Annotated in this window: 16 protein-coding genes and 1 pseudogene; 10 read left to right on the top strand and 7 right to left on the bottom strand. The window is 65.8% G+C overall.

Annotated features, from left to right (window positions below):
- Positions 1-21: 21 nt before the first annotated feature.
- Positions 22-816 carry a pyrimidine reductase family protein gene (locus tag L6444_RS18135; protein WP_236976364.1) on the bottom strand — a complete coding sequence of 265 codons (795 nt, stop codon included), beginning with the start codon at positions 814-816 and terminating at the stop codon, positions 22-24.
- On the opposite strand from L6444_RS18135, the gene zapE reads away from it, so the two are divergent.
- Positions 815-1,891, top strand: a complete 1,077-nt coding sequence (gene zapE, locus L6444_RS18130; RefSeq protein ID WP_236976362.1) for a cell division protein ZapE — start codon at positions 815-817, stop codon at positions 1,889-1,891. The genes L6444_RS18135 and zapE overlap by 2 nt on opposite strands.
- Here the strand turns inward: zapE and L6444_RS18125 are convergent.
- The 3 genes from L6444_RS18125 to L6444_RS18115 form a co-directional block, all read right to left on the bottom strand.
- Entirely contained in the window at positions 1,863-2,396 is a 534-nt protein-coding gene (locus L6444_RS18125) for a GNAT family N-acetyltransferase (RefSeq protein WP_236984236.1), read from the bottom strand. The genes zapE and L6444_RS18125 overlap by 29 nt on opposite strands.
- Position 2,397: 1 nt before the next feature.
- Positions 2,398-2,922, bottom strand: a complete 525-nt coding sequence (locus L6444_RS18120; protein ID WP_236976360.1) for a hypothetical protein — start codon at positions 2,920-2,922, stop codon at positions 2,398-2,400.
- 78 nt (positions 2,923-3,000) lie between these two features.
- The gene (locus L6444_RS18115; RefSeq protein ID WP_236976358.1) at positions 3,001-3,732 is read right to left on the bottom strand and encodes a Clp protease N-terminal domain-containing protein; all 732 of its coding nucleotides are present in this window, start codon (positions 3,730-3,732) and stop codon (positions 3,001-3,003) included.
- Positions 3,733-3,876: 144 nt separating this feature from the next.
- Here L6444_RS18115 and L6444_RS18110 point away from each other — a divergent pair, with 144 nt between their 5' ends.
- From L6444_RS18110 to L6444_RS18090, 6 genes are all read left to right on the top strand, one after another.
- On the top strand, positions 3,877-4,197 hold the full coding sequence (locus L6444_RS18110; protein ID WP_236976356.1) for a DUF732 domain-containing protein: 321 nt from the start codon (positions 3,877-3,879) through the stop codon (positions 4,195-4,197).
- A gap of 92 nt (positions 4,198-4,289) precedes the next feature.
- Positions 4,290-5,306, top strand: a complete 1,017-nt coding sequence (locus L6444_RS18105) for an alpha/beta fold hydrolase (protein WP_236976354.1) — start codon at positions 4,290-4,292, stop codon at positions 5,304-5,306.
- Positions 5,303-5,434 carry a hypothetical protein gene (locus tag L6444_RS30180; RefSeq protein ID WP_255730672.1) on the top strand — a complete coding sequence of 44 codons (132 nt, stop codon included), beginning with the start codon at positions 5,303-5,305 and terminating at the stop codon, positions 5,432-5,434. Before L6444_RS18105 ends, L6444_RS30180 begins: the two co-directional genes overlap by 4 nt.
- A 96-nt stretch (positions 5,435-5,530) precedes the next feature.
- Positions 5,531-7,291, top strand: coding sequence for an MFS transporter (locus L6444_RS18100; protein WP_236976352.1), 1,761 nt, complete (start codon positions 5,531-5,533; stop codon positions 7,289-7,291).
- 142 nt (positions 7,292-7,433) lie between these two features.
- Positions 7,434-9,182, top strand: coding sequence for an ABC transporter permease (locus L6444_RS18095; protein ID WP_236976350.1), 1,749 nt, complete (start codon positions 7,434-7,436; stop codon positions 9,180-9,182).
- Between the two features lie 24 nt (positions 9,183-9,206).
- Entirely contained in the window at positions 9,207-10,532 is a 1,326-nt protein-coding gene (locus L6444_RS18090) for an ABC transporter ATP-binding protein (RefSeq protein WP_236976349.1), read from the top strand.
- A gap of 487 nt (positions 10,533-11,019) precedes the next feature.
- On the opposite strand, the gene L6444_RS18085 is transcribed toward L6444_RS18090, so the two are convergent.
- The 3 genes from L6444_RS18085 to L6444_RS18075 are packed head-to-tail and all read right to left on the bottom strand — an operon-like array spanning position 11,020 to position 12,580.
- Positions 11,020-11,253: a MarR family transcriptional regulator gene (locus L6444_RS18085; protein ID WP_236976348.1), complete on the bottom strand. Its 234-nt coding sequence runs from the start codon at positions 11,251-11,253 to the stop codon at positions 11,020-11,022.
- Positions 11,250-11,903, bottom strand: coding sequence for an NAD(P)-dependent oxidoreductase (locus tag L6444_RS18080; protein ID WP_236976347.1), 654 nt, complete (start codon positions 11,901-11,903; stop codon positions 11,250-11,252). Before L6444_RS18080 ends, L6444_RS18085 begins: the two co-directional genes overlap by 4 nt.
- 5 nt (positions 11,904-11,908) lie before the next feature.
- The gene (locus L6444_RS18075; protein ID WP_236976346.1) at positions 11,909-12,580 is read right to left on the bottom strand and encodes a hypothetical protein; all 672 of its coding nucleotides are present in this window, start codon (positions 12,578-12,580) and stop codon (positions 11,909-11,911) included.
- A 99-nt stretch (positions 12,581-12,679) separates the two neighbouring features.
- Between L6444_RS18075 and L6444_RS18070 the strand changes: the two genes are divergently transcribed.
- The 3 genes and pseudogenes from L6444_RS18070 to istA all read left to right on the top strand — a co-directional run.
- Entirely contained in the window at positions 12,680-12,904 is a 225-nt protein-coding gene (locus tag L6444_RS18070) for a hypothetical protein (protein WP_236976345.1), read from the top strand.
- Positions 12,901-13,527 (top strand): hypothetical protein, encoded by a 627-nt coding sequence (locus L6444_RS18065; protein WP_236976344.1) that lies wholly within the window; start codon positions 12,901-12,903, stop codon positions 13,525-13,527. The genes L6444_RS18070 and L6444_RS18065 overlap by 4 nt, the downstream gene beginning before the upstream one ends.
- Positions 13,528-14,284: 757 nt before the next feature.
- Positions 14,285-15,944 (top strand): annotated as a pseudogene (gene istA, locus L6444_RS18060) (IS21 family transposase); the annotation flags it as partial.

Here is a 15,944-nt window from a genome sequence, read left to right as displayed (position 1 = left end):
CGACCACAGTAGCCGGGCCCGTCACTCAGCCCTGACGTAGCGCGTGTACAGGTACCCGGTGTCGTCGGTCAGGACGTGGGCACAACGCATCCGGGTCTGCAGCTGGCCGGCTCCCGCGGCGATGCGGTGGGCCGCCCCGCCGACGACGACGGGCGCGATGGTCAGGCACAGCTCGTCGAGCAGGTCGGCGTCGATGAACGCGCCGAGCAGCGTGGGGCCGCCCTCGGTGAGTACCCGGCCCAGGCCGCGGGCCCGCAGCCTGGCCAGCATGGTGGCGACGTCCAGCTCGGCTGAGTTCTGGGCGGAGCAGTCGACGACGTCGTCGACCAGACCGGTGAGTTGGCGGGCGGCGTCGTCGGCGGCCGCGGTGCAGGTCAGTATCAGCGGTCGCACCTCGGTGCGGGTGAAGACCGGCAGGTCGCGGTCCAGGCGGCCGGTCTTGGTGACGATGGCCAGCTGCGGGATCTCGCTTTGTCCGCGGGCTTGGCGCTGCTGGCGGGCGGGGACGCTGACGTGCGCGCCCGAGTAGCTCTCTGAGCGCACCGTGCCCGCGCCGACTACGACGACGTCGGCCAGCCCGCGCAGCACGACGAAGACGGCCCGGTCACCGGGGCTGCCCAGCTGACCGCTGAGACCGTCGACGGTGGCGCCGCCGTCCAGGCTGGTGATGAAATTGGCTCGCACCCAGGCCCGGCCGGGGGGGTAGGCGTAGAGCTGGGGCAGTTCGTCGTGCCCGACTTCACGCTGGTAGCCCAGCAGCGTCAGCGATGTTTCGGCGGCCAGGCCGGCGGCGGTATCGGCCTCGAAGTCGGGCATGGGTTCGATTGCAGCACGTCGTTACAGTTCCAGCATGGACGGGGCCGGATCGGGGCAGGTTGCGCGCTTGGTCGACCGGCATCCGTCGGTGTCACCGGAGCGGCTGATCGGGCAGTTGCGGCCACCGCCGACGTTCGCCGAGGTGAGCTTCGCGACGTACCGGCCCGACCCTGCCGAACCCACCCAGGCCGCCGCCGTCGAGTCGTGCCGGGAGTTCTGCCGCCAGGCGGTGCAACGCCGGGCAGGGCGCCGGAAATTGCTCGGGCGCCGCGAGCCGCTGCCCGGTGTCGGGTTGTACCTGGACGGCGGGTTCGGCGTGGGCAAGACCCACCTGCTGGCCTCGGCGTACTACCAACTGCCCGAGGGGCAGCCCAAGGCGTTCGCCACGTTCGGCGAATTGACGCAACTGGCCGGTGTTTTCGGTTTCGCCGAATGCATCGAGCTGCTTTCCGATTACACCGCGGTGTGCATCGACGAGTTCGAGTTGGACGACCCGGGCAACACGACGCTGGTCTCGCGGCTGCTCTCGTCGCTGGTGCAGCGGGGCGTCTCGGTGGCGGCCACCTCGAACACGCTGCCCGAGCAGCTCGGCGAGGGCCGGTTCGCCGCTCAGGATTTTTTTCGCGAAATCAATACGCTGGCAAGCATTTTCACTACCGCTCGGATCGAGGGTCCCGACTATCGGCATCGCGATCTACCGCCGGCTCCGACGCCGTTGTCCGACGACGAGGTTTTGGTACGGGCCGCCGCCGTGCCCGGGGCTACGCTCGATGATTTCGACGAGCTGTGCGCGCACCTGGCCACCATGCACCCGTCGCGGTACCTGACCCTGATCGAGGGAGTGACGGCGATGTTCGTCACCGGGGTACACGTTCTGGACGATCAGAATGTGGCCCTGCGATTGGTGGCCCTGACCGACCGGCTGTACGACGCGGGCATTCCGGTGGTGGCTTCCGGTGCCAAGCTGGACAGCATATTCAGCGAGGAGATGTTGGCCGGCGGATTCCGCAAGAAGTACCTGCGGGCCACGTCGCGGTTGCTGGCGCTCACTGCGGGTCGAGCTCCCGGACCATGACGTGGTCGTCTTCGACGAACTCACCCATCTGAAAAGTCTTGGCGCCGTTGATGGTAAAACCGAATTTCGCGTAAAACCGCACTGCGCGTTCGTTTTTCTCATTGGTACCGAGCCACATGCAGCGCGCCCCCCACGCGGTGGCCTCGGCCAGCGCGGCTTCCATCAACGCCGCCGCCACGCCCGTGCGGTGAAACTCAGGCAGCAGATACATCTTCGACAGCTCCACGGCGGGCCGTACCGGGACGGCGCGCTGGATGTTGTCATCGTCGGGCACACCGCGAATCAGCATGGCGTATCCCACGATCCGGTCGCCGTCGCGGGCCACGAAGAGGGCCCGGTCCGGGTCGCTCAGGTACGTGGTGAAGCAGGCCGCCGAAAGGTTGGTGTCGACGAACGCGGCGATGTCTCGCGGGCGTGACCACGGCGGGCACGCCAGCGGGAAGGTGCGTGCGGCGACCGCGGCCAGTTCGCCGGCGTCGCCCGGTCGAGCGAGTTCTATTCTCAGCTCACAGGTTCCATTGCGCTAGGTGCTCGCCGGTCTTGCGGTCCAGCAGGACCACCACCGACACCGGGTCTCGGTAGGCGTCCCAGTACACCCCGCCCCGCACCACGGCGCCCTGCGGCGCGTTGCCCAGGGCGGCGTCCAGCCAGTCGGGCGCGTCGCACGGGCGGGGCTTGTAGGCATCGGCGAACTGGGTGACGCCGTCGAAGCTGAAGTTGGTCGCCATGATGTAGGGGTTGGGCACCCGGACCGCCCGCACCACCACGTCGGCGCGGGCAACCGTGCTGTCGGGGAAGCTTTTCACCGGCACGCCGCTGCGCGTGTAGCCGAATCCGGGCGGCGGGTCGACCGGTACCACGCTGGTGACGGTGACGTCGGCGACGTAGCTGCCGGTGTCCACCCGAAGGGTGTCGCCGAGGTGACCGATCGGCGCATCGCCGGCGTGGGCGCGGGGCAGGGCGGCGTCGAAAGGCAGCAGGCCCGCGCCGGTGAGCACGAACGCGCACAGGATCATCAGCCAGCGCTGCATTTTCGCCTCCTGGGCTACCGTTCTGCGGACCTTCGCATGATTGCACACGCGGCGATGCCGGGGGAGTGGTCGGCCGGCTCAGGCTTTGGCGGGACCGCCCGCGGTGAGCGACTCCAGGGCGTCGACGAGATCGGTTTCGACGCGGCTCTTGTCGACGCCGGCCTGGTGCAGCGGGCCGGTCCCGTGCTCGAGTTCGAGCAGTGCGAGCAGCAGGTGTTCGGTGCCGATGTAGTTGTGGCCCAACCGAAGTGCCTCGCGGAAGGTGAGTTCGAGGGCCTTGCGGGCCGGGCCGTTGAACGGGATCATCGCCGGGACTTCGGCGGCTGGTTCCGGCAGTTGGATCGAGGCGCGCAGGGTGTCGGTGTCGATCTGCTGCAGGCGTAGCAACACTGTGGCCAGCGCGGCCGGATCGCTGAGCATGCCGAGCAGCAGATGCTCGGGGGTGATCTCGCTGTTGCCGGCGTCGTGGGCGGCGTTCTGGGCGGCGACCACCGCGCCACGGGCCCGCGGGGTGAACCGCCCGAAGCCCTGCTCGAGATCAAGGACGGCCGATTCGGTTTTGGGGACGAACCGCTTCTGGGCGGCTTGCTTGGTGACGCCCATGCTCTTACCGATGTCGGTCCAGGAGGCACCCGATCGGCGGGCCTGGTCGACGAAATGCCCGATCAGGTGGTCGGCGATCTCGCTCAGGTGCTCGGCGGCCAGGACGGCGTCGGACAGTTGGTCCAGTGCGTCGCTGTGCGCTTTCTTGATGGCGTCGATCATTTCGTCGAGGCGGACAGGGTAGGCGATTTGGGTCGGTTCGGCCATGTCGTCAACTCTAGGTTGACGTAGGCGGCGTCGTCAACCAACGGTTGACGTTCGGGTCGGCCCCGCGGGTGGTCGTTCAACGTTCATTTCGTATTCGCCGCACGAGATGCGCGCTGACTGCGAGTGCAGCAGAATCTCGAGGTCATGAAGCGTTTGTTGGCGTTGACCGGTTTCCTGGCCGCGGTGGGCTGCTGCGCGGTGCCCGCGCACGCCGACGCCGGCCAGGACCAAGCGTTCCTGGTCTCACTCGGAGCCGCCGGGATCACCTTCAAGGACCCCGCGAGCGCGATAACCGCCGGCAAGACGGTCTGCGAACTGGCGAACCAGGGGAAGCCCGGAGTCGAGGTCGTCGGCATCATCCAGGGCGCGAACCCGGGACTGTCGCAGGACAACGCCGCACGGTTCACCGCGATTGCGGCACATGTCTACTGCCCCTCCCAGCTGCCACCCGCGGGCAGTTCGTAGTACCCGGCCGGCGCATGGTGACCCGACGGTAGCCTGACGTTCGAGCTGCGTCCCGCGCATGGGCGCTACGTTGCTGCCGGTGGGAGGTTGGGTTGAGAGCAGGCTTGGCCGCCACGACGGCGTTGGCGAGCGTGGGTTTGCTGGGCTGGGCGGGGATGCGGGCGCTGGTAGCTCGGATCGAGCGCAACCCCGACCCGTATTCGCGCGCACAGTTGCTCGCCCAACCGCAGGGCGAGGAGTCGACGATCACCCGTCCGGACGGCACCGTGTTGCGGGCCCTGGCCGCGGGCGACGGGCCGACGGTGGTTTTCGTGCACGGCTACACCGCAGACGTTCTGGAATGGAATCTCGTGTGGGATGCCTTGTTGGCCAAGGGTTTCCGTTTGGTCGCCTTTGACCAGCGGGGCCACGGCCGGTCCACGCTGGGCTCCGAGGGCATCGGCTCGCAGGTGATGGCGGCCGACATCGCTGCCGTCCTGGATCATTTCGACGTCGAAGACGCCGTGCTCGTCGGGCACTCGATGGGCGGGTTCGTGACGATTCGCGCGCTGCTGGACTTCCCCTCGGTGTCCGGGCGGCTGCGTGGCGTGGTGCTGTTCGCCACCTGGGCCGGCCGGGTTCTGGAGGGAGCGCCGCAGAACCGGTTGCAGATCCCGCTGATGGAACACGGTGTGATTCAACAGCTTTTGCGCAGCCGTACCGTTGGTGTGCTGCTGGGTGCCGCGCAGTGCGGGTCGCGGCCCTCGCCGGCGATGATCTCGGTGTTCCTCGAGTTTTTCCGTCGGCATCTCGAGGAGCACGGGCCACTGGCACCCATCGTGCGCGCGTTCTCCCAGGAGGATCGTTATCCGAGGCTGGGGGAGATCACCGTGCCCACGGTGGTGATGGTGGGGACTGCTGACCGCACCACGCCGCCCAGCCACTCCCGGCGGCTGACCGAAGGCATACCTGGTGCCCGATTGGTCAGCGTGCCCGACGCGGGCCACCTGCTGAACTGGGAAGCCGCCGACGAACTGGTCGAGGTCGTCGAATCGTTGTCGGCGCGGGCTGGTTTGTGCTCGACGGAGTGGGGTAGCTGTAGGGGAAACCAACGGACGGAGAAGCCGTGACCACCGCAGAACAGCCGCCACCGGAAGGCGACAAACAACCGCCGCAAGCCGCGTCCGCCGACGAACCCGACGAGGCATCTGGTGCGGCCGAGCATGGCTCGGAGGGTGAACACACGTCCGACGAGTGAGTCGGCATGGTGGGGGCGCGGTCGCGCCGTCATTCGTTTGTATAGCTAACATATGCGCCGGGGGCTGGGCGGATGAGCGAGGCGAATGAGGCGTAGATGGTTGACAGCCCCATCGTGACCAACCCGGCGGCCGAACCGGCCGAGACCGAGATTCGTCGGCTCCGCTGGGACAGCGATCACCCGCACTACAAGTGGGTCGCACTGTCGAACACCACGATGGGCATGCTGCTCGCGGTGATCAACTCGTCGATCGTGCTGATCTCCCTGCCGGCCATCTTCCGCGGGATCGGGCTGGACCCCCTCGCCCCGGCCAATATCGGTTACCTGCTGTGGATGCTGATGGGCTACCTGGTCGCCACCGCGGTCCTGGTGGTACTGGCCGGCCGGCTCGGCGACGTGTTCGGCCGGGTGCGCGTCTACAACCTGGGCTTCGCGGTGTTCACCGTCGCGGCGATCGCATTGTCGTTCGACCCCTTCCACTTCGGCGGCGGCGCAGTGTGGCTGATCGGCTGGCGGGTGGTGCAAGGTGTCGGCGGCGCCATCCTGATGGCGTTGTCGGCGGCCATTCTCACCGATGCATTCCCCAGCAATCAGCGCGGCATGGCCCTTGGCTTCAATATGGTCGCGGCGGTGGCGGGATCGTTCATCGGCCTGCTGCTCGGCGGCGTGCTCTCCGAATGGGACTGGCGCGCGATCTTCTGGGTCGGCGTGCCGATCGGGGTGCTGGGCACCATCTGGGGAGTGCGCTCACTGCACGAGATCTCCTCCCGCACAGCCGAATCGGTGGACTGGCTGGGTACCGTGACATTCGGTGTCGGGTTGACGGTGGTGCTCACCGCCATCACCTACGGCATCCAGCCCTACGGGGGGCACGCCACCGGGTGGACGAACCCGTGGGTGCTGGGCTCGGTGGCCTTCGGCCTGCTGCTGCTGGGCGCGTTCTGCGTCATCGAATTGCGGGTGTCGCAGCCGATGATGGACGTCCGGCTGTTTCGATCCGCCGCGTTCGGGATGGGCAACCTGGCCAACCTGATGTCGTCGGTCGGTCGCGGTGGGTTGCAGTTCATGCTCATCATCTGGCTGCAGGGCATCTGGTTGCCGCTGCACGGATACAGCTTCGAGTCGACGCCGCTGTGGTCGGGTATCTATCTGCTGCCGACGACGTTCGGGTTCCTGATCGGGGCGCCGTTGGCGGGCCGGCTGTCCGACCGGTACGGCGCCCGGCCGCCGAGTGTCGCCGGCATGTTGCTGATGGCCGCCACGTTCGTCGGGCTGGTGATGATTCCGGTGAACTTCGACTATTGGCTGTTTGCACTGCTGGTCTTCCTCAACGGATTAGGCGGCGGGATCTTCGCCGCGCCCAACACCGCCGTCATCATGTCGAGCGCGCCGGCGGGGGCGCGCGGAGCCGCGTCCGGTGTGCGGGCCACGTTCTTCAACGCGGGCTCGGCGCTGTCGATCGGCGTCTTCTTCTCGCTGATGATCGTCGGGCTGTCGAACAAGCTGCCGCAGGCCTTGAGCGGCGGGCTGCAGGCCCAGGGTGTGTCGGCCGCCGTGGCGCACGACGTTGCCGGGCTGCCGCCGGTGGGCAGTCTTTTCGCGGCGTTTCTGGGCTACAACCCGATCGCGAAATTGCTTGCGCCCTCTGGTGCGTTGCAGCAGCCCGGCGTCAACACCGAGGTGCTCACCGGCAAATCCTTTTTCCCGCAACTGATTTCGGGTCCGTTTCACGCCGGGCTGGTGGTGGTGTTCGTGGCCGCCGCGGTGATGATGGTGATCGGGGCGCTGGCGTCGCTGGCCGGTGCGGGGCGGTACGCGGATGAGGATGTGGTGGCGGGATTCAGTACCGCGGATTGAGCCGTATCGTCCGGTGATCTCGCGGAGGCCTACCGGGGCTCCCCGGGTCGGGCATCCTTCAGCCGCTGTTCCCTTCTTGGGCATCACGTATGACGCTCCGACAAGGCATTATTACGCTCGTGACAATTGACGGGTCGGGGATATGAGTGTGACGAAAACCCGTGCCTTCACCGGCCCCGGTCCGATATTGCGTCCTACCCGCAGCCCGCTCGCCGACCTGACGGTCTTTCTCGGCGCCGTGGTGCTCTTGTGGATGATTTTGCGGGTCGGCGGCGGCATGACCGTGCCCTGGGAAGTCGCGGGTGCGCCCTCGTCGCTGTCGACCAGCCCTTCCCAACTGCCGTACTTCGCGGCGCGATCGTTGCTGCGCATGTTCGCCGCACTGGGTCTGTCGCTGATCTTCACGTTCTTCTACGCCACTGCGGCAGCGCGCTCGCGCCGCGCGGAGAAGGTGCTGATTCCGCTGCTGGACATCTTGCAGTCCATCCCGGTGCTGGGCTTTCTCGCGATCACCATCACCGGGTTCATCGCGCTGTTCCCCGGCTCGCTGCTGGGCTTGGAGTCGGCTTCGATCTTTGCGATCTTCACCTCGCAAGCGTGGAACATGACGTTCGCGTTCTATCAATCGCTGATCGCCCAGCCGCATGATCTGGACGAGGCGTCCCGGTTGCTGCGGTTGTCGCGATGGCAACGCTTCTGGCGGGTCGACCTGCCCAGCGGCATGATCCCGTTGGTCTGGAACGGCATGATGAGTTTCGGCGGGGGCTGGTTCTTCCTGACCGCGTCGGAAGCCTTGAGCGTCAACAACCACAAGTTCGCGCTGCCGGGGATCGGTGCCTACGTCGCCGCTGCCAGCGCCGAGGGAAATCTGGCGCGGGTTCTCCTGGCCATCGCCACCATGATCGTGGTGGTCATCGGGGTCAATGCGCTGTTCTGGCGGCCGCTGACGGCGTGGGCCGAGCGATTCCGCATCGAAGAGTCCACGGCCGTGGAAGCGCCGCGCAGCGTCACGCTGGACATCCTGCGGCGCTCGCGCATTCCTCGGGTGATCAGTCGTCCACTCGGAGGACTGATCTACCCGATCGACCGGGCCACCGCGGTGTTCGGAACGACCGGGCACGCGCTGAAGACATCGGAGGTGCGTCGTCGCATCGGGGACGCCGTCTTCGTCCTCGCACTGGCCGGCGCACTGGGCTACGGCGCCTTCCGGGTCGTCGAGTACATCGCCCACAGTGCGGGCTTCGCCGAGTTCGGGCACGCGGCACTGCTCGGATTGGCCACCTTCGCCCGGGTGGTCGCCGTGGTCGTCATCTCGACACTGATCTGGGTGCCCGTCGGTGTGTGGATCGGCATGAACCCCAAGGTGACTCGCCTCGCCCAGCCGGTGGTGCAGGTGCTGGCCTCGTTCCCGGCGAATTTCCTGTTCCCGTTGTTCACCGCGGTGCTGCTGGTCACCGGGATCAGCATCAACTGGGGCGGCATCCTGCTGATGGCGCTCGGCACGCAGTGGTACATCCTGTTCAACGTCATCGCCGGCGCCAGCGCAATTCCGAACGAACTCCGGGACGCCTCGGCCAGCCTGCGGCTGCCGACGTTGCTGCGGTGGCGCACCCTGATACTGCCCGGCATCTTCGGCAGCTACGTCACCGGCGGCATCACCGCCGCCGGCGGCGCGTGGAACGCCTCGATCGTCGCCGAAATCGTGCAGTACCACGACACGACGCTGTCCGCCGTCGGTCTCGGTTCCTACATCACGCACGCCACCGCGGTCGGGGATTCGCCACGCCTGCTGATCGGCGTGATCGCGATGAGTCTGTATGTCGTGACCATGAATGTCGTGCTCTGGCAACCGCTTTACCGCTTGTCCGAGCGGCGATTCTCCCTGTCCTGATCCGCTGGTTTTAGAGAGGTTCCCATGACGCGAGACGACGTGATCATCGATCTCGACCACGCCTGCAAGAGTTTCCGCAAACCCAACGGCGGCACGCTGCTGGTTTTGGACGACATCAACGTCGATGTCCGCGAGGGCGAGGTGGTGGCGTTGCTCGGTCGGTCCGGCTGCGGCAAATCCACATTGCTGCGGATCATGGCGGGACTGGTCGCGCCCAGTGACGGCGCGGTGCGGTATCGCAACGCCGAACTCGTCGGCGCGAACCCGGGTACCGCGATGGTGTTCCAGAACTTCGCGTTGATGCCGTGGCTGACGGTGCAGAAGAACGTCGAACTCGGACTGGCGGCGCGCAAAGTCGCCCCGGCCGAGCGGGGTAAGCGCGCGTTGGAGGCCATCGACCTGATCGGGCTCGACGGTTTCGAATCCGCTTATCCCAAAGAACTTTCCGGCGGTATGCGGCAACGCGTCGGATTTGCCCGGGCGTTGGTGCTGCAGCCCGATCTGCTGCTGATGGACGAGCCGTTCTCCGCCCTCGATGTGCTGACCGCGGAGAACCTGCGCAACGAGCTGATGTCGCTGTGGGCCGGGCAGGATTTTCCGACGAAGGCAATCTGCTTGGTCACGCACAACATCGAAGAAGCGATCATCCTGGCGGACCGCATCATCGTGCTGGGCAGCAATCCCGGTCGCGTCGTCGCCGAATTGCCGATCAATTTGGAGCGTCCGCGAGATCGGCATGCCCCGGCGTTCCAAGCTCTGGTCGACGAACTCTACGGGCTGCTCACCGGCACCGGGCCGACCACCGCCCTCGGCGAACCCGCCGCCGCGACACCGGCAACCCATCCGTTGCCGAAGGCCACCGTCGGGGGACTGGCCGGATTGGTCGAGATAGTCCACGGCAAGGGCGGGCGAGTCGGCATCGCGGACATCGTCGCCGACCTCGGCATCGACGCCAAGGCGCTGTTCCCCTTGATCGATGCCGCGGCGTTGTTGGATTTTGTGCGCGTCAGTGGTGTGGAGATCGAACTCACTTCGGCGGGAAGGGATTTCACCACCGCCGACATTCAGGTGAGCAAACAGGTCTTCGCCCAGCAGGCCCGCACCCGCGCTCCCTTGGTGCGCACCATCTGCAACGCGCTGCAGGACTGTCAGGGCAGCAGTCTGCGGGCCAGTTTCTTCCTCGACATCTTGCAACAGGGATTCAACCAGCAGGATGCGCAGGAGCAGCTCGACATCGCCGTCGGCTGGGGGCGCTACGCGGAGCTGTTCGACTACGACATCCACACCGATTTGTTCACGCTGGAAGCCGGCGCCTCCGATGGCTCGGCGCTCGGCGCGGCTACCGGCTGAATGGCGTTGTCGCACTGGTGGTTAACGCGCTATAGGCTGAGTTGTCCTGGTGTCTAATGCTGTACCCGGTTCGATGCCGCGGCGGCGCAAGCGTAAGGCTGAATAGGGCCTTGGCCCGGGTGGTCAAGCGCTCGGGGCGCGTGCTCGTCGGCGTCGCCGATCCCGAGACGATGGCGAAGTTACCGTTCACCGGCCACGGCTTCGGCACTTATGGGGGCCGAGCCCGAAATCTCCTCCGGGAGAGCTTGTTTGGCTGCATCTTCCGGGGTGGGGCCCGAGGGTGGCGTTCGGTGAATCGTGGTGACGAGATCGTGCAAGAAGCCGGTGATGGTGGCGCGCTCGGGGGGCGGTCAGCGCCGCGAAGGTGCGTATCAGATCGTTGTTCAGGTCGTCGTACAGCTGCGTCAATTCACGCACGGTGTCTTCAGTGATGGCCAGCAACGATGAACGCGCGTCGTGGGGGTTGCGGTATCGGTTGACCCTGCCGTCACGTTCGAGCCGGGTCAGAATCGCTGCCAGTGTGGTGGGGGGTGATGCCGGTCTTGTCTGCGATCGCGGTGGGAGTTGCTGGTCCGTGAGCATGCAATACGTCGAGCACGCTGAGGTCTCGTGGGTTGAGTCGCGAGGCTTTCGCGACACGTTCGGTGACGATCTCAAATCCGATGCGCAGATCTTGCAGTGCCCTCAGTATCCCGGCGAAGTCGTCCGGTGACGGTGTCATCGCGGCGTTGTCGGTGCTATTGCTTGATGGATATGCGCCGTAGCGGTGTCCAGTTCGGCGACCATGGCGGCCGCCAGATCTGCGCGAGCGGTGTAACCCTGTGTCGGGTGGTCAACATCCAGCCGATAGGCCGAGACCGACGGCCGGTCGATTAACCGTCCCGGCCGCATGATCGTCCAGGAGATGTCGTCGGACTCCCGGAGAAACTCCTCCATCCGGCGCATGTCTGCATACAGCGTTCGCCCTAACACGTTGCGCAGCAACGGAAAGACGATGTGGTCGGGGATGAAACCGAAACCGGGTGGCGGTGGGTAGGTCAGCCCCGAGCTGACCACGACCAACCGGTTGCCCCGGCCACCGGTGCGCAGCGCGTCGACAATCCGTTGCGTGCCTGCCGAATACACCGATACCGGGTGCCGGGTGTAGGAGGCGCCGAGTGCCGATAGCACCGCGTCGGCACCTTCCACCGCCTCCGGTACACCGGCGCCGCTGATCGCGTCGGCCTTCACCTGGGTGAGTTGAGTGCTGGATAGATCCGGCAGCGGATCGGGCCGGCGGCTCACCGCCCGTACCCGGTGACCGGCTCGCAGCGCCTCGCGGCATATCCAGACACCGGTCGGTCCTGCGGCTCCGAAAACCGTGACGTCCACGAGAATTATCCTCCTTGCTCGCAGCGGTGGACCCGGCGCGCGAAGACCGGCAGGGCGCGGGCGTCAACGGTTTTCAACGGACCGACAACACGGCTACGGAAGCTGGGGCGTAGTAACTGATCGGCCATGAACCGCACCACCGGACCGGGGATGCTCGCGTAGTTCATGACGACGTAGCCACAAGGATCGTCGAAGGCCAGAAGCGTGGAGTTATCCACGCCCAGCACCTGTCCATACCAATCGGAGATCCCGGACCACACCCGGGCAACCTCCGCCGAAGTTCTCGAAGATGCGAAGTGGTTCAACAGGATTGGTCCGTCGAGGCTGTCGGTTTGTCCGGACCGCTCCACATTGCGTGCCAGAGTCATCAACGAAGGCTCGCCCAGATCCAATCCGTCCAGTACCGGCCGGGCCGCCTCGATCGCCTCGTCGCTGCCATCGATCAACAGCGCGACGTCGAAGCGCGGTGTGCCAGGGAGTGGGACGACGAACGTCGATTCCAGCAGTCGTACGTGGCCCATCCCGGGTACTGATTCGAGCTGTGTGAGACCGGTCCCGATGGCGTCGAGTTTGCGTTGCCGCGCCAGGCTGGGTGCCACGAAAGGGCCGATCTGCCGCAGATGCACGTTCCAGGCGGCGTAGAGGAATCGCCCCGGTACCGGGTCCGTGCGTTTCACCTGCGAACTCCGATCGAAAGTCAGCCGCTTGAGATTTACTACGATAATCGTAGCACTTGGGGGCCCGGCTGGGCACGTAGGCAGGAGTCGAGCACCCGCGTGGGCAACCTCGCCGGATCGTCGCCGGGGGCGGCCCAGGTTTCGGGTGATTCCGATGGAGTCGAGGTGAAATCCGGCGGAGCATCGTTGAGTGGACCTGAGCGCAGTTTCGACGGCAGCGTAAGCGCCGAGAACCCCGCCTACGTCACCATCACCAACGAACGAGGAGAAGTCGAAACCGTGAAAGTCACCAGCGTGCACGTCAAAACGGTGCCTGGCGAATGAAGCTCGAACGCCCCACCCACGTGCGGAAGTCAAACCGGTCGTCCGGGTGGCTGAGCGAGTTCACCGAGGAGATCCCGGGCCAGATCGCTGCGGGTATCAATCGCCTCGGCGACGGCGAATACACCATCTACTCGATCTACCCATTGCCGCCTGATGCGGCCTACGACGAGACCATCTACCCCGATGAGTGGGTCCAAACCACCGGGATTGCCCCGGATAGACTCACCGTAGAAATCCGGCGTCTCGACTCCGACGGCTTTTATCGCGTCTACACCATCGGACACCCGACCACCGAAACCGATTCCGAGGCAACCGAACCCATCCGCAACGGCGACAACAGTTACCTCGTTCGGCCCGCTGAAGTTCTCAGTGCCACCGAGGCCATCGACCTGTTCCAGCATTTCTACGACCACCATGGGGTGCCGTCTGGCTGGGAACTTCGCGAACAACCCGAGTTCACCATGGCTGCGGACGCGAGCGCTACCGCAGCAACCAAACCCGGAGCTGGCATTTCTCGGGACACGCCAGCTTCCTCACCCGCAACCACCACATCCCGCACCGCACCGAAGAAAGAACCGGCGCACGACAAACTTGAGAGCCGCCGCCAGACCCGCTCCAGCTAGCCGACACCCACCCCGGATGTCCTACGACCTCTTCGCCTTCGACCCGGACACAGCGCCCAGGGACGCCGAACTGCTGGCATGGTATGCGCGACAAGCCAAATGGTCCGAACAGCACTCCTACACCGACCCTGCGGTAACCACCCCACGACTGCAGGCGTTCTACCGCGACCTCATCAAAATCTTCCCGCCCATGAACGGGCCCGACGCACCGCTTCCGACGGCGACGCCGACACCGACTACGCCATCGGCCACAACATCCTCTACGTCGCCTTCCGCTGGTCCAAGGCCGACCACGCCCGCGAGGTATTTATCGAGCGAGGTATGGCGCACGGCGTCGGAGTCTGCGAAATCAGCGAGACTCCGGTACTCGTCAGTCGTCCTGCAGCACAGGCAACCACTCAAAACAGGGCCACCGCATCACAGACAGCGACCAGTAGCCATTCCATCGCCGGAATCGCCAGCCGAGCGGCGGAGACCACCGCTTCAATGGGCAACGTTGAATCCTGTTGCTTCTCAGTGCAATCCCTGCTTCACCCGGCCAGCGTCAAGCACGTCTCCGCGCCCTGTCCCGCGTGCGGAGCCGCCACCGCTTACCGCCGCGACTCCGCCGGCTGGCTATGACAGTTTGATTCAGGACCGGTGTGACGGCCTGATTCAGGACCACCTTCTTTCAGACCGGTGTGTTGTGACGGTTTGATTCAGGACCACCCTCGACGGTTGGCGTGTCGATTATTGGCTCGCTGTCGGAGGGTTCCGGATGGGAAGTCGTGTGGAGCTGTTCGCCCAGATACGTAGGGACGCCCGGGTCGAGGGTTTGGGTATTCGGGCGCTTGCTCGTAAGTACAAGGTTGGCCGGGATACGGTCCGGCACGCGTTGGCGAATCCGGAGCCGCCGAGGCGGAAGACACCGGTGCGGGAGTCGCCGAAACTGGGCCCGCTCAAACCTGCGATTGATGCGATGCTGCGGACCGATCTGGATGCGCCCCGCAAGCAACGCCACACTGCGACAAGGATTTGCAATCGTCTGGCCGATGAACACGGCGTTGAGGATGTGTCGTATTCGTCGGTGCGTGACTATGTCCGGGTCCGTCGTGCGGAGATCATCGCCGAGTCCGGTAAGCAGGCGCAGGAAGCGTTCGTGCCGCAGGAACACCCGCCCGGCGCTGAAGCTGAGGTTGATTTCGGCGAGGTTCACGTCATCCTCGCTGGTGTCAGAACCCGCTGCTACATGTTCGTTTTCCGAATGTCGATGTCCGGCAAGGCAGTCCATCGGGTGTATGCGACTCAGTCGCAGGAGGCGTTCCTCGAAGGCCACATCGAAGCATTCGACGTGATCGGCGGCATCCCGGTGCGCCATATCCGCTACGACAACTTGAAGTCTGCGGTCACCTCGGTGGTGTTCGGCCGCGGTCGGGGCAGGGTCGAGAACGACCGGTGGGTGCTGTTCAGATCGTTCTACGGGTTCGACCCGTTCTACTGCCAGCCGGGAGTGAAAGGCGCCCACGAGAAAGGCGGAGTCGAGGGCGAGATCGGACGTTTCCGCCGCACCTGGCTCACGCCCATGCCGGAAGTGGACTCGCTGTCAGAGCTCAACGACTACATCCGCCGCTGCGAAGCACGTGAGGATCATCGGCGGGTCACCGGCCGGCTGCACACCGTGGGCCAGGACTTCCAGACCGAACGAGAACATCTCGCCGCTCTGCCTGCCGAGCGGTTCGACCCAGGGCTGGTGCTGCATCCACGGGTGGACCGGTCGGCGCTGATCACGGCGCGGTGGCGAAGTACTCGGTTCCCGCCCGGTTGATCGGACGCAAAGTCAGGGTGTCGCTGCGGGCCTCGGAGTTGGTCGTCTTCGACGGCCGCACTATCGCCGCACGCCATGAACGCGTCACGACCCGCAACGGGCAATCGATCAACCTCGACCACTATCTGGAGGTGTTGCACTGCAAACCCGGCGCGTTGCCCGGCTCCACCGCGCTTGCTCAGGCCCGCGCCGCCGGCACTTTCACCGCAGCGCACGAGGCGTTCTGGCAGCAGGCCCGCCGCGTCGACGGCGATGCTGGCGGGACTCGCTCGCTAATCGACGTGCTGCTGCTGCGCAGCGCATGCGCGCTACCGATGTGATCGCCGGGATCCACGCCGCCCTGTCGGTCGGTGCCGTTTCAGCGGATGTGGTCGCGGTCGAAGCACGCCTGCATGCCGCCGGTGGTGGTCTCGAATCAGACCGTCACGCCGGTAACCATGCCAATACCGTCGATTACCGGGTCGTCAGTCTGACCCAGCGCCGCCTGGCTGATCCAGCGACCGTGATCGCCGGCCTGCCACCCGACACCCGGCCGCTGCCTGACGTCGCGGCCTACGACGAGCTGCTCCAACGCGACCCCCAACACCGCCACCCGGTGACGGAATGGAAGGAA

This window comes from Mycobacterium kiyosense (genome assembly GCA_021654635.1).
GTDB classification, from domain to species: Bacteria; Actinomycetota; Actinomycetes; order Mycobacteriales; family Mycobacteriaceae; genus Mycobacterium; species Mycobacterium kiyosense.
Note: the sequence above shows the minus strand (reverse complement) of the source record. Positions and strands in the feature narration are given on the sequence as shown.

What these genes read in the sequence shown, in the direction of transcription:
- L6444_RS18135 (WP_236976364.1), bottom strand. Translation starts at nt 816, where the DNA reads ATGCCCGACTTCGAGGCCGATACCGCCGCCGGCCTGGCCGCCGAAACA.
- zapE (WP_236976362.1), top strand. Translation starts at nt 815, where the DNA reads ATGGGTTCGATTGCAGCACGTCGTTACAGTTCCAGCATGGACGGGGCC.
- L6444_RS18110 (WP_236976356.1), top strand. Translation starts at nt 3,877, where the DNA reads ATGAAGCGTTTGTTGGCGTTGACCGGTTTCCTGGCCGCGGTGGGCTGC.
- L6444_RS18100 (WP_236976352.1), top strand. Translation starts at nt 5,531, where the DNA reads ATGGTTGACAGCCCCATCGTGACCAACCCGGCGGCCGAACCGGCCGAG.
- L6444_RS18085 (WP_236976348.1), bottom strand. Translation starts at nt 11,253, where the DNA reads ATGACACCGTCACCGGACGACTTCGCCGGGATACTGAGGGCACTGCAA.
- L6444_RS18065 (WP_236976344.1), top strand. Translation starts at nt 12,901, where the DNA reads ATGAAGCTCGAACGCCCCACCCACGTGCGGAAGTCAAACCGGTCGTCC.
- L6444_RS18120 (WP_236976360.1), bottom strand. Translation starts at nt 2,922, where the DNA reads ATGCAGCGCTGGCTGATGATCCTGTGCGCGTTCGTGCTCACCGGCGCG.
- L6444_RS18095 (WP_236976350.1), top strand. Translation starts at nt 7,434, where the DNA reads ATGAGTGTGACGAAAACCCGTGCCTTCACCGGCCCCGGTCCGATATTG.
- L6444_RS18115 (WP_236976358.1), bottom strand. Translation starts at nt 3,732, where the DNA reads ATGGCCGAACCGACCCAAATCGCCTACCCTGTCCGCCTCGACGAAATG.
- L6444_RS18090 (WP_236976349.1), top strand. Translation starts at nt 9,207, where the DNA reads ATGACGCGAGACGACGTGATCATCGATCTCGACCACGCCTGCAAGAGT.